At 47.0% G+C, this 12,893-nt stretch carries 13 protein-coding genes and 2 tRNA genes; 9 read left to right on the top strand and 6 right to left on the bottom strand.

Features of this window, described 5'->3' with window-relative positions:
* Nucleotides 1–3 precede the first annotated feature (3 nt).
* The 3 genes from QEP07_RS04785 to QEP07_RS04775 all read right to left on the bottom strand — a co-directional run bounded on the left by QEP07_RS04785 (nucleotide 4) and on the right by QEP07_RS04775 (nucleotide 825).
* Nucleotides 4–88 (bottom strand) — tRNA-Leu (locus QEP07_RS04785).
* Between the two features lie 51 nt (nucleotides 89–139).
* Nucleotides 140–212 (bottom strand) — tRNA-Gly (locus tag QEP07_RS04780).
* Between the two features lie 127 nt (nucleotides 213–339).
* Nucleotides 340–825 (bottom strand): regulatory protein RecX, encoded by a 486-nt coding sequence (locus QEP07_RS04775; RefSeq protein ID WP_285008792.1) that lies wholly within the window; start codon nucleotides 823–825, stop codon nucleotides 340–342.
* A 156-nt stretch (nucleotides 826–981) separates the two neighbouring features.
* Between QEP07_RS04775 and QEP07_RS04770 the strand changes: the two genes are divergently transcribed.
* The 3 genes from QEP07_RS04770 to QEP07_RS04760 are packed head-to-tail and all read left to right on the top strand — an operon-like array spanning nucleotide 982 to nucleotide 4,757.
* Nucleotides 982–1,668, top strand: coding sequence for a substrate-binding periplasmic protein (locus tag QEP07_RS04770; protein ID WP_285008791.1), 687 nt, complete (start codon nucleotides 982–984; stop codon nucleotides 1,666–1,668).
* Nucleotides 1,669–1,686: 18 nt separating this feature from the next.
* On the top strand, nucleotides 1,687–4,146 hold the full coding sequence (locus QEP07_RS04765; RefSeq protein WP_285008790.1) for a bifunctional UDP-N-acetylmuramoyl-tripeptide:D-alanyl-D-alanine ligase/alanine racemase: 2,460 nt from the start codon (nucleotides 1,687–1,689) through the stop codon (nucleotides 4,144–4,146).
* Nucleotides 4,147–4,166: 20 nt separating this feature from the next.
* A complete protein-coding gene (locus QEP07_RS04760; RefSeq protein WP_285008789.1) occupies nucleotides 4,167–4,757 on the top strand; it encodes a DUF502 domain-containing protein in 591 nt (196 codons plus the stop codon).
* Nucleotides 4,758–4,763: 6 nt separating this feature from the next.
* On the opposite strand, the gene QEP07_RS04755 is transcribed toward QEP07_RS04760, so the two are convergent.
* The gene (locus QEP07_RS04755; RefSeq protein WP_256004878.1) at nucleotides 4,764–5,471 is read right to left on the bottom strand and encodes an LOG family protein; all 708 of its coding nucleotides are present in this window, start codon (nucleotides 5,469–5,471) and stop codon (nucleotides 4,764–4,766) included.
* Between the two features lie 34 nt (nucleotides 5,472–5,505).
* A complete protein-coding gene (locus tag QEP07_RS04750; protein ID WP_285008788.1) occupies nucleotides 5,506–7,014 on the bottom strand; it encodes a sodium:solute symporter in 1,509 nt (502 codons plus the stop codon).
* 72 nt (nucleotides 7,015–7,086) lie between these two features.
* Here QEP07_RS04750 and recR point away from each other — a divergent pair, with 72 nt between their 5' ends.
* The 6 genes from recR (at nucleotide 7,087) to trpA (ending at nucleotide 12,262) form a co-directional block, all read left to right on the top strand.
* On the top strand, nucleotides 7,087–7,704 hold the full coding sequence (gene recR / locus QEP07_RS04745) for a recombination mediator RecR (protein WP_285008787.1): 618 nt from the start codon (nucleotides 7,087–7,089) through the stop codon (nucleotides 7,702–7,704).
* Between the two features lie 3 nt (nucleotides 7,705–7,707).
* On the top strand, nucleotides 7,708–8,523 hold the full coding sequence (locus QEP07_RS04740; RefSeq protein WP_256004881.1) for an SDR family oxidoreductase: 816 nt from the start codon (nucleotides 7,708–7,710) through the stop codon (nucleotides 8,521–8,523).
* A 178-nt stretch (nucleotides 8,524–8,701) separates the two neighbouring features.
* Complete coding sequence (gene trpD / locus QEP07_RS04735) at nucleotides 8,702–9,691, top strand: anthranilate phosphoribosyltransferase (RefSeq protein WP_285008786.1); 990 nt, start codon at nucleotides 8,702–8,704, stop codon at nucleotides 9,689–9,691.
* A 5-nt stretch (nucleotides 9,692–9,696) separates the two neighbouring features.
* The gene (locus tag QEP07_RS04730) at nucleotides 9,697–10,320 is read left to right on the top strand and encodes a phosphoribosylanthranilate isomerase (protein WP_285008785.1); all 624 of its coding nucleotides are present in this window, start codon (nucleotides 9,697–9,699) and stop codon (nucleotides 10,318–10,320) included.
* Nucleotides 10,317–11,501: a tryptophan synthase subunit beta gene (gene trpB, locus QEP07_RS04725; RefSeq protein WP_285008784.1), complete on the top strand. Its 1,185-nt coding sequence runs from the start codon at nucleotides 10,317–10,319 to the stop codon at nucleotides 11,499–11,501. The genes QEP07_RS04730 and trpB overlap by 4 nt, the downstream gene beginning before the upstream one ends.
* On the top strand, nucleotides 11,498–12,262 hold the full coding sequence (trpA, locus tag QEP07_RS04720) for a tryptophan synthase subunit alpha (protein WP_285008783.1): 765 nt from the start codon (nucleotides 11,498–11,500) through the stop codon (nucleotides 12,260–12,262). Before trpB ends, trpA begins: the two co-directional genes overlap by 4 nt.
* On the opposite strand, the gene QEP07_RS04715 is transcribed toward trpA, so the two are convergent.
* The gene (locus QEP07_RS04715; protein WP_256004886.1) at nucleotides 12,255–12,875 is read right to left on the bottom strand and encodes an L-threonylcarbamoyladenylate synthase; all 621 of its coding nucleotides are present in this window, start codon (nucleotides 12,873–12,875) and stop codon (nucleotides 12,255–12,257) included. The two genes, trpA and QEP07_RS04715, sit on opposite strands and share 8 nt — an antisense overlap.
* Nucleotides 12,876–12,893 lie beyond the last annotated feature (18 nt).

Here is a 12,893-nt window from a genome sequence, read left to right as displayed (position 1 = left end):
TTGTACTCGGAGCGGGAATCGAACCCGCACGCCTGTTGAGGGCACAGGATTTTAAGTCCTGCGTGTCTACCAGTTCCACCATCCGAGCAGGTGAAATACCTTTTAAAATTAAATGCCTTCAGAGTGTGAAGGCATTTAGAGCGAAAGACGAGATTCGAACTCGCGACCCCGACCTTGGCAAGGTCGTGCTCTACCAACTGAGCTACTTTCGCATTATGTTATTTTGCATCCTCCGATGCTTCAAACGTTCCTGGTTATTACCGTTCGTCCCGTTTGGGAATGCAAATATAAACAGTTTTATATTGCTGTCAAGTTATTTTTTAGAAAAAATATATGCGTTTATGGTAAGTTATTGTTTTTCAGTACATCTAAAATTAAATTATTTTCAAAGCCCCGGCCGGCAAGGTAATTTACGAGTTTAAATCTGCGTTTAAAGGGATCCTTTTCGCTTATTTGTGCGTTTTTTTTGTTGGCTACTTCCAATATGATGGCCATATATTCGTCCATATCAATTGCTTTTAGTGCATTTTGAATCATCTTCTCCGGAACCCGCTTAATTTTCAGGCCTTGCTTAATTTTAATCTTCCCCCATTTCTTTATCCTGAGCTTGCCCGATACATAAGCTTGGGTAAAACGCTCCTCACTCAGGAAGTTGGTTTGAATAAGATCAGAAATGAGTTCCTCCACCTCCGTAGGATACAAACCCCATTCGTATAATTTGTCGCGCACTTCCTGCTGAGAGCGTTCCTGGTAGGCACAATAATGTTCCGCTTTCGCCAGGGCCGCCGTCTTACTTAGCTTAGGTTTCTTTCTTTCTTCTTCCATCTCAAGCAAAAGTATTCATTAAACCAATCGGTCGGTAAATGCATGTCAAAAAACCTTAAATTTGGTTTTTGTGCTTCATTTGGTGCTCAAATGCTGTAAAAAATGCCTAAAATATATACTTTTGTTGCATCAAGGCCTTAAAAGTCTCGTATTATCATGGCGCAAAAAAAAATACTCAAGGTCGGATTAGATTCTGCAGCTCCTTTTCCGATGCATTCTGACTATAATTCAGAAAAATTTGAAGGTTTTGAGGTGGATTTGATGAAAGCCATAACAGAACAGCTCAACATTGAGGTAGTTTATGAAGTTTCGCTCTGGCAAACCATACTCGAAAAGCTGTTTAAGGGGGAACTTGACCTTATTTGTTCTGCGGTAACCGTTACTGAGTCGCGACTGCATATCCTTGAATTTACCAATCCATACCTGCACTTCCGTCTTTGTGCGGTGGTGAACCAGGAAGACGAAATAAGGAGTGTAAACGACCTGCGCAATAAAACCATCGGTATCCGTGAAGCCACAGAAGCAGAGAAATACGTGCATACCAACTTTCCATCCAATAATATGGTGCATGCGGAAACCAACAAAGAGCTTTACCGCAAGCTCCAGGCTGGTAAAATAGACTTACTTATCGACGATTCGCCTATAGCCGGTGGCTTTCTCCAGAAGAACAAACGTTTGAAGGTGGGTATGTATCTGCCCGAAACAGATTCACACTACGCCATCGCCATGCGCAAGGGTGACGTGCAACTGAAAGATGAGTTTAACGACGCGCTCAACCTGCTTCGGCAGAACGGGACTTACCAGACCATCTACAAGAAGTGGTTTACGGATATACAGTTTTAAATTGCTAGTTTTGGCTTCATGAGCCATGCCCTTTATCGTATAAAACAAATTGCCCGCATCTTATCGCCAAGGTCATTTAATGAACGTTTTGATGCTGGAATAAGCAGACTTGTCATCGATAGCCGGAGTATCATCGATCCGGAAGAATCACTCTTTTTCGCTATCAAAGGTAAACGCGACGGTCATGAATTCATGCAGGATGCTTACAACGAGGGTATCCGGAATTTTGTAATAAGTGATGAACAGTATTTGTCGGCCTTTGCCGACGCAAACGTATTGCTGGTAGCCGATACGCTGGAGGCCTTGCAGGCTCTGGGTAAATATAACAGGGCACAATATGACTTGGAGGTGCTGGCCATTACCGGCAGCAACGGCAAAACCATCGTAAAAGAATGGCTGTATCAGTTACTCGCGGCCGATTATACCATAGTACGCAGTCCCAAGAGTTTTAATTCTCAGATCGGTGTGCCGCTTTCGGTATGGCAAATAGGGACGGAGCATAACCTGGGCATATTTGAAGCAGGCATTTCAAAAGCGGGCGAAATGGACAGCCTTGCCGACATCATTGCGCCCACCATCGGTGTACTCACCAATATAGGCGAGGCACATGCCGAAGGTTTTTTGTCCAAAAGGGAAAAACTACTCGAGAAGCTCAAGCTGTTTAGCAAATCCAAGGTTTTTATATACTGCCCTGAACATATTGAGGATGTAAGCGAGGCAGAACTGCCGGGCGACAAGAAGTTCTCCTGGAGCTATCGCCAGAAAGCGGACCTGGAGATTCTTTTTGTAGAGCCTATTGAGGGGCGGACTTATGTGCGTGGCCGCTACAAAGGCGTGGAGATTGAATGCCTGATCCCTTTTCGCGACAAGGCTTCGTTGGAAAACGGGATCATCTGCTGGGCAACCTTGCTGGCGCTGGGCTACGATCCTAAAGAGGCCGACCTTCGTCTCGAGAAACTTGCGCTGGTGGGCATGCGACTGGAGCTGAAAACGGGGATCAACCATTGCTCTATTATCGACGACTCTTACAGTGCCGATGTGTCTTCTCTGGCCATCGCCCTCGATTTTCTGAACCTTCAGAACCAGCATCCCGTGCGTACGCTGATCTTGTCAGATCTCGTTGAGACGGGCAAGACTGACGAAGTGCTGTACCGCGAAATTGCCGCGTTGGTGAAGCAAAAGGAACTTAACAGGCTTATCGGCGTGGGGCCACATATCAGCGCTGCCAAAGAATTCTTTGACATGGAAGCTGTCTTCTTTGACAGTACGCAGGACCTGATCGATAACCTGCCTGCATTGCACTTTAACAATGAAACCATACTTGTAAAAGGCGCACGTAAGTTTGAGTTTGAACGGATCAGTAAACTCCTGACTCAAAAGATACACGATACCGTTTTGGAAATCGACCTTAGCGCCTTGGCCAGCAACCTGCAGTTTTACCGCAACAAACTTAAACCCGGGGTTAAGGTAATGGCCATGGTTAAGGCTTTCTCTTATGGCAGCGGCAGTTTTGAAATTGCCAACCTCTTGCAGTACCATAAGGTCAATTATTTAGCTGTGGCTTATACCGATGAAGGCGTTTCGTTGCGAAAGGCAGGCATAACCATGCCCATTATGGTAATGAGCCCGGAGCCTTCAGGTTTTGAGGCTATTGTTAAAAACAAGCTAGAGCCTGAAATATACAATGCCGATATTCTCAGGCAGTTCGCCGGTGCGCTGGAAGATCATGTACGCGATTATCCGATGCACCTGAAGATGGATACAGGAATGCACCGGCTTGGTTTCGAGGAGCCCGATCTGCCGGAGCTCTTCGCCATACTTAAAGAAATACCCAAAGTCAAAGTTGTCTCCGTGTTCTCTCATCTTGTGGCGAGCGACGACGCTCAACATGACGAATTTACCGCACATCAGCTGGCGAGATTTACGGCAATGGCCGATCAGATCAGCAATGAACTAGGCTATGGTTTTATCCGGCATATCGCCAATACCTCTGGTGTGTCGCGGCATCCCGATGCGCAACTGGATATGGTGAGGCTGGGTATCGGTCTGTACGGATTTGACGCCGGCGTTCCGCATAATCGCGGACTGCAAACCGTGGCCGTGCTAAAAACGACCATTACGCAGCTCAAGCATATCAAGCCTAACGAGACGGTAGGTTATAGCAGAAAGGGCATGCTTAAAGATGGGGGAACAATTGCCACGGTAAAGATTGGTTATGCGGATGGCTACAGCCGCAGGTTTGGCAACGGGGTAGGGCGTATGCTGGTCAACAATAAGCTTGTACCAACGGTAGGGGTTATCTGTATGGATATGTGTATGCTCGACGTCACCGGTTTGGATGTAAAAACCGGCGATGAAGTCATTGTCTTCAATGGTACGCTAACCATTGCCGAACTTGCCAGACAAATTGATACCATCCCCTACGAAATACTCACCAATATCTCCCAAAGGGTTAAACGGGTGTATTTTTACGATTAAATTTTGTCTAAGTTTGCAGTATGAACAGAATTGGCAGGGCGTTGCTTAACTACTTTATTAAAGGCCTCCTGATTGTATTACCTATAGCCATCAGTATTTTTATCGTTGTAGGCGCAGTTACAACGGTAGACAGCTGGTTAAACATCAATAATATACTAGGTGTAGATCCGCAAACCGGGGAGAGCAGGAACATCCCTGGTCTGGGTTTGGCGCTAGTGATCTCACTCATCGTTCTTGCCGGTATATTCGTAACTTATTTTGTTACCGAACCCATGTACAACTGGTTCCAGAAGGCGCTCGACCGGCTTCCGGTTCTTAAATTCATCTATTCTTCCATAAAAGACCTTACCGAGGCTTTCGTTGGTGATGAGAAGAAGTTCAACAACCCGGTACTGGTTGAGGTAGAAGGCGAGATGAAGCGCATTGGTTTTCTTACACAGTCAGACCTTACCCGGATAGACTTGCCTGGCGAATCTGTGGTCTATTTTCCGTTCTCCTATTCTTTTGCCGGTCAGGTGTACGTGGTAAAACACGAGCGCATTAAACCGCTCAACATGAGCGCAGCAGATGCCATGAAACTCGTTGTCTCGGGCGGCGTTACACAGCTTTAGATCCTCCTAGAAGTTCGGTTTAAGTACATACTTGTCGTAGAAGCGGAAAATATGTTCCGTGGCTTCTTCGGCCGTATCTACCAGTCTAAACAGGTTTAAATCTTCCTCATGGATATTATGTTCCTTTTTGAGCATGGTATTTTTAATCCAGTCGATGAGCCCGCCCCAGTAGTCTTTGCCTATCAGCACAATCGGAAAACGGGCAATCTTTTCGGTTTGTATCAAAGTGATCGCCTCAAAAAGTTCGTCCATCGTGCCCATACCGCCCGGCAGTACAATGAAGCCCTGCGAATATTTCATGAACATGACCTTCCTGACAAAAAAGTAGTCAAACTCCAGAAGCTTGTTATGGTCGATGTATTTGTTGTGAAACTGCTCAAAAGGCAGTTCGATGTTCAGGCCTACCGATTTGCCCCCGTTCATGTGAGCACCCTTATTTCCGGCTTCCATAATACCTGGTCCGCCCCCCGTAATCACCCCGTAACCCCGCTCAGTAAGCAGCCGTCCGCATTCCACGGCAATTTCGTAATACGGATTGGTTTCCGCTGTTCGCGCAGATCCAAAAATAGAGACACACGGGCCAATCTTCGCCAGTTTTTCAAAGCCATCCACGAACTCTGCCATAACTTTAAAGATCTGCCAGGAATCGGTTACTTTAATTTCCTGCCAGTCCTTATTTTCGAAAGCACTTCTTATTTTCTCTTCGCTCGTCATCTGTATCTTTGATTGTTTTAAAAGCTCATCCTATCTAAAATTTAGTTTGCTGCGTCGTTTTATGGCTGATCAGCAATAGTCCCGCGAAGGTGATCAGCCCGTTTACCAGGATCAGTTCAACACTAAATTTATACCCGCCCAGCAGGCTGGCCGAATGATCGTTCAGCACATAGCACAGGGCGGGCGACAACAGGCAGATCAGCGGCACAAGTTTGTCATTCACGCCCCGGTTTCTCACAAACAAGCCAAAGCTGTAAAGACCCAGGAGCGGTCCGTACGTATACGACGCCACACGGAAAATTCCGGCTACTACCGACTGATCGTTAATCGAGTTGAATACAATAATCACCAGGAACATCAGCAGCGAAAATACAACATGCACCACGTGTCTTTTGTTTACGGCCGATTTTGAGTTTACATCTTTAGCCTTATCCATATTCAGGAAGTCTACACAAAACGAGGTAGTCAGTGCCGTTAGTGCCGAATCAGTCGTCGCAAAAGTCGCCGCCGTCAAACCAAGCATAAAGATAATAGCGGGCACCATGGTCAGATGATTCAGGGCAATCTCCGGGAACAGAAAGTCTGTGCGCGGCTTGCCGGTTACATGGTCAAGCGGGATCTCAATGCCATTTTTAGCCGCATATACATAAAGCAATGCCCCTACGCTCAGGAAAAAAATGTTGAGGACCACAAATATCCCGGTAAATGTAAACATATTCTTCTGCGCCTCCTTGATCGTAGCCATACTCAGGTTTTTTTGCATCAGATCCTGATCGAGCCCTGTCATAGCGATGGTAACAAATACCCCGCCGATAAAGGCTTTGCTGAAATGGAAGCCGCTGGTGCTGAAGTCCTCAAAAAAGAAAATCTTCGAATAGCCGCTGTTTTTTATCGTTTCAAACGCTTCAGGTACGCTGAGTCCCAGACTGCTGCAAATGAAATAAATGGTCAGGAATACCGAGGTGACCAGAAAGAAGGTCTGAAGCGTATCGGTAATGATGATGGTTTTAAGGCCACCTTTAAAGGTGTACGACCAGATCAGGAGCAGGGAGATGAGCACGGTTACCCAAAACGGGATGCCATAACTGTCAAATATAAATCGCTGAAGCACAATAACAACCAGGTACAGGCGAAAAGCCGATCCGATCGTCCGACTTACCAGGAAAATAAATGCGGCAGATTTATAACTGTAAAAGCCAAGGCGCTGCTCAATGTAGCCGTAAATCGACGTGAGCCGCATCCGGTAATATAATGGGAGTAATACCGTCGCGATGATAATGAAACCGACAGCATTGCCCAGTATAAACTGGAAATACTGGAACTGATTCCCCGCCGGTGCACCGACTTCACCGGGAACGGAAATAAAGGTTACGCCAGAGAGCGCTGTACCAATCATACCAAAGGCTACCAGGTACCATTTAGAGTTCCTGTTGGCAATAAAAAAAGCCGCATTGTCCGACGACTTTTTTGATGTCACAAACGCGACCACAATGAGCAGCAGGAAATAGCCGATTAAGAAAGACAGGAGAATAGCTGGACTCATAATACCTCTGGTTGAGCGCTAAATGTAATAAAAAGCTGTTTTACTTGAGTAGTTTTTCCCTAAGTTTGTGGTATGAACTTTTCTTCAAAGCTGCTCGAAGACACTGTAGCTGAATTTGCCAAACTTCCTGGGGTCGGACAAAAAACTGCATTGCGGCTGGTGCTGCATTTGCTGGGCCGCGAACAGGCAGAAGTGATGCGGTTTGGTAACTCGATCATTAAGCTGAAGAACGAAATTAAGAACTGCAGTATCTGTCACAACATAGCTGATCAGCAGGTTTGTGAGATCTGTGCCTCAGCAAAACGCGATAAGGAGATCATTTGCGTGGTGGAAGATACGCGTGATGTGATGGCTATTGAAAATACCGCTCAGTACTTCGGTGTATATCATGTGCTTGGTGGGTTAATATCGCCGATGGACGGGATCGGTCCCTCAGATCTGTATATCGACAGTCTGGTGCAGCGGGTTGCCACCACGCAGGTAAAGGAGGTCATTCTGGCACTGAGCGCCACCATGGAGGGTGATACGACATTATTTTACCTCTATAAACGTCTCAAAGATTTTCAGATACCGATCACCACCATTGCACGCGGCATTGCCTTTGGGGGTGAACTGGAGTATGCCGATGAAATCACCCTTGGAAGGTCCATTATAACCAGAGTTCCTTACGAAAGCTCAATCATAAAATAGCACATGAATTTCAGAGATAAAGTCGTTGTCATTACCGGCGCTTCCTCGGGCATCGGGAAAGCTTGTGCCGAGGAGTTTGCCAGGCGGGGAGCCAACCTCGTGCTTGCTGCACGGCAATATGTCACCTTATGTGAAATTACGGCCCAACTGCAAAAGGCATACGACATCAAGGCGCTGGCAGTGCAGGCCGATGTGAGTCGCGAGGAAGACTGCCGTGCGGTTATCGCGCAGGCTATAGATACCTTTGGGGGCGTCGATATTCTGCTGAATAATGCGGGCTTATCCATGCGGGCCTTGTTTAACGAGACCGACCTCTCCGTGCTCAAAAACCTGATGGATGTGAACTTCTGGGGAACGGTATACTGCACAAAATATGCCCTGCCAGAATTGCTGAAGAGCAAGGGGACCGTAGTGGGGGTTTCTTCCATTGCAGGTTATAGGGGTTTGCCTGGTCGCACAGGATATTCTGCCTCCAAGTTTGCCATGAATGGATTTATGGAATCGCTGCGGACGGAATTACTGCACAGCGGAGTACATGTCATGGTGGCTTGCCCGGGGTTTACGGCTTCTAACATTCGTGTAGCAGCACTTGCTAAAGATGGTGCGGCACACGGGGAAACCAGTATGGAAGAAGAAAAAATGATGAGTGCCGAAGAAGTTGCCCACCGGATTGCCGAGGGGATAGCTGCGCGGAAACGCACCCTGGTCATGACCCGTCAGGGCAAATTAACGGTATGGCTTAATAAACTGTTGCCCGGTGTGGCCGATGGATTGGTATTTAAGCATTTCACAAAAGAGAAGAATGCACTGATCAAATAATAGTTTGTAAAAAATTTTGGCTTTTAACAAAACAAACCCATCTTTGCGATAGATGATTACAACAAACGGACATAACATTTGGTGGTGGCACAACGCAAAAGCGTAGTGTGACCCGATATTGTTCGTTTTATTTTATATAAAAAAATTGGAGGGTTGCTATAAGGCAACCTTTTTTGTTATGAAGAAAATTCTAAATCACTTATTCGAGAACAAGACTTTCAGTCGCCCGGAAGCCCAGAAAATACTGACTTCGATAGCCTTAGGGGAGTTTAACAACTCGCAGATCGCGGCCTTCATCACAGCCTACGGTATGCGGAATATCACCGTGGCTGAACTTCAGGGTTTCCGCGATGCAATGCTCGATCTGTGCGTTAAAGTAGATTTATCTGATTTTGAGCTGGTCGACCTATGCGGTACCGGGGGCGATGGAAAAGACACCTTTAATATTTCTACCCTCGCATCTTTTGTGGTTGCCGGCACAGGAAATAAAGTGGCCAAGCATGGTAACTATGGCGTATCATCCGGATGCGGCTCTTCTAATGTCATGGAATACCTGGGTTATACCTTTACCGGCGATCAGGATAAACTAAAGAGTAGTCTGGACAAAGCAGGTATTTGTTTCTTGCATGCACCGCTGTTCAATCCGGCTATGAAGATCGTCGCGCCGATCAGACGCGAACTGGGGGTAAAGACCTTCTTTAATATGCTGGGACCGATGGTCAACCCCGCCCAGCCAAAAAACCAGATTGTAGGGGTATTCAGCCTGGAGCTGGCACGACTGTACGCCTACCTGTATCAGGAAACAGATAAGAACTATACCATCCTGCATGCGGTTGATGGTTTTGACGAGGTGTCTATGACCTGCGATGTGAAGGTTTTCAGCAAAGCAGGCGAGGCCCTGGTGCGGATCGCTGACCTGGGTTTTGAGGAAGTCAGCGAAGGGCAGATCAAAGGCGGGGATACAGTTGAATCTTCTGCTAAGATATTTATGGATGTCTTAAACGGTGAAGGTACCGATGCACAGCAAAATGTCGTTTTATGTAATGCCGCGCTGGCTTTGCAAACGATCCACGGCAATAAGTCATTTGCCGACTGCTTTTACGAGGCCGAAGAGTCCCTTTTAAGCAAGCGCGCACTGAATTGTTTTAAAGCACTTATTGCAAATTGAGCAAAATGAAACTAAAAGTATGCGGCATGCGCGAGCCTGAGAATATCGGCAAGCTGGCTGAACTTCAGCCCGATTATATGGGTTTCATATTTTATACCGGCTCTAAGCGTTATGCCGGAGAAATCCCCGTAGAGGTTGTAAGGTCGCTACCTCCAGCTATAAAAAAGACGGGCGTGTTTGTCGACGAAAAAGGAATTCGTGTGTCGGAAATTGAAGCTAAATATGAATTGGATGCCATTCAACTGCATGGATCAGAAACACCCGAGTACTGCAAGGCGCTCAGGACAATCATTCCGGCCCGTACCGAACTGATCAAGGCTTTTGGAATAGACGAGCAATTTGATTTTAGTGTGCTGGATGATTATGCAGATGCGGTCGATTATTTCCTGTTCGACACGCAGACGGCCGGTCATGGTGGCTCGGGCAAACGTTTCGACTGGAAGCTGCTTGAGGGTTATAAAGTTGATAAACCTTATTTCCTGAGCGGGGGTATCGGCCTCGAGAGTCTGGAGGAGCTCCAGCAGGTAAGCGATCCGCGCTGTTATGCCATCGATGTAAACAGCCGCTTTGAGCTTAGTCCCGGGTTAAAAGATATTGAACAACTTAAAGCATTTAAAATACGATTATGAGCTATTTTGTGAACGAAAAAGGGTATTACGGAGATTTTGGTGGTGCCTACATCCCTGAAATGCTTTATCCGAATGTGGAGGAGCTGCGGCAGAATTATCTGAATATCATCAACGATACGGATTTCCAGCGGGAGTTTCAACAACTGCTGAGAGACTATGTAGGCAGGCCCTCGCCGCTGTACCTGGCCAAACGCTTGTCGGAAAAGTACAATGCGAATATCTTTCTCAAACGGGAAGATTTAAACCACACCGGCGCACATAAAATCAATAATACCATAGGGCAGATCCTGTTGGCTGAGCGACTGGGCAAGAAACGCATCATTGCAGAAACCGGCGCTGGTCAGCACGGTGTGGCAACGGCTACGGTCTGTGCGCTGCGGGGCCTGGAATGTGTGGTGTATATGGGCGAAGTCGACATTAAGCGCCAGGCACCCAATGTTGCGCGTATGAAAATGCTGGGCGCGAAGGTTGTCCCTGCAACATCGGGCAGCAAAACCTTAAAAGATGCGACAAACGAGGCCATGCGCGACTGGATCAATAATCCGGTAGATACGCATTATATTATCGGGTCCGTAGTCGGACCGCACCCTTATCCGGATATGGTAGCCTTGTTTCAATCCATTATATCTGAAGAGACAAAAAAACAGCTTCTGGAGCACACAGGCAGCGATCAGCCTGATTATGTATTGGCCTGCGTTGGCGGTGGCAGCAATGCGCTGGGTATGTTCTACCACTTTATAAACGACGAAAATGTAAAGCTCATCGCGGTAGAGGCAGCAGGCAAGGGGGTCGACAGCGGCTTTTCTGCAGCTACCACTACGCTGGGTAAAGAAGGGGTACTGCATGGAAGCCGCAGTATTCTGATGCAGACGCACGACGGACAGGTGGTAGAGCCGCATTCCGTTTCTGCGGGGCTCGACTATCCGGGAATTGGTCCACAGCACGCGCATTTATTTAAGACAGGCCGGGGCAAGTATGTGTCTATTACCGACGATGAGGCGCTTCAGGCAGGCCTGCTGCTTACCAAGATGGAAGGCATCATTCCAGCAATCGAGAGCTCACACGCTTTGGCATACCTCGAAAAGATGGAATTTACAGGAAAAGAGAATGTCGTGATATGTCTGTCGGGCCGCGGCGATAAAGACATGGACACTTATATGAAATATTTTAACTTGATATGAACAGAATAAAAGCCCTTTTTGAAACAAAAAAAGACATCCTTTCTATATATTATACAGCTGGTTACCCTGGTCTGGGCGATACCCTAACTATTGCCGAAGAACTCGAAAAATCGGGCGCAGACCTGCTTGAAATAGGTTTTCCTTATTCAGATCCCGTAGCCGATGGTCCGACCATACAGGCAAGCAGCAAGGTGGCGCTGCATAATGGTATGGACTTACGCAGACTGTTCGAACAGTTGAAAGATCTGCGTCAGCGTGTATCCATTCCCGTGCTGCTCATGGGCTACGTAAACCCGATGCTGCAGTATGGCGTCGAGAATTTTTGTGCCTCATGTAAAGAAGTCGGTGTAGATGGCTGTATCGTGCCCGATCTGCCTATGGCCGAGTATGAAGAACTATATGCGCCGGTGTTTGAGAAGAACGATCTATGTAATATCTTTCTGATCACACCGCAGACTTCTGAAGAGCGGATCCGTAAAATTGACGGATTGAGTAAAGGATTTATTTACCTGCTGTCGTCGTCTGCCACTACCGGACAAAACCTGGAAGTTTCTGAGGCAACGGAAGCTTATTTTTCAAGAATAAAGGCCATGAACCTGCAAAATCCGCTCATGATCGGTTTCGGGATCAGTAATAAACATACTTTCGCAAAGGCCTGTAGTTATGCCAGCGGCGCAATCATTGGCAGTGCATTTGTAAAGGCGCTTGAACACAGCAATGTACGAGGAAGCGTAAGGGAATTTATGAAAGCCTTCAAATAAAGGCTTCCAGATCCCCTTTACCTTCACGGATGATCTCGAAGTCGCCCTCTGTGCAATCAACCACCGTAGAAGCCTGATTGCCGCCATAGCCGCCATCTATGACCATATCAACGCGCTCTTCATATTTTTCATGAATCAGTTCGGGGTCGGTCGAATACTCGATCACCTCGTCTTCATCGTGAATGGAGGTGGAGAGGATCGGGTTTCCCAGCTGACGCACGATTTCCCGGGCTATCTCATTGTCGGGCACACGGATACCAACTGTTTTTTTGTTAGAACTCAGTAATTTAGGAACGTTGTTGTTGGCGTTCAAAATGAACGTAAAAGGCCCCGGAAGCGCTTTCTTCAGCAGCCGGAATACCGTCGTATCGATCGGTTTGATATAATCAGAGATATGGCTCAGGTCGGAGCAAATAAACGAGAAGTTTGCCTTCTCAGGTTTGATTCCCCTGATCCGGCAAATCTTTTCTATAGCCCTTTGATTCGTAATGTCGCAGCCCAGTCCGTACACGGTATCGGTAGGATAGATGATGATACCGCCCTTGCGGAGTACCTCCACCACCTGGGCTATAGCTTTCGGATTCGGATTTTCGGGATATATCTTAATCAGCATAGTAAGTTCAGTGCAAAT

The sequence above is a fragment of the Pedobacter faecalis genome (assembly GCF_030182585.1).
In the GTDB taxonomy this organism is placed as follows: Bacteria; Bacteroidota; Bacteroidia; order Sphingobacteriales; family Sphingobacteriaceae; genus Pedobacter; species Pedobacter faecalis.
Note: the sequence above shows the minus strand (reverse complement) of the source record. Positions and strands in the feature narration are given on the sequence as shown.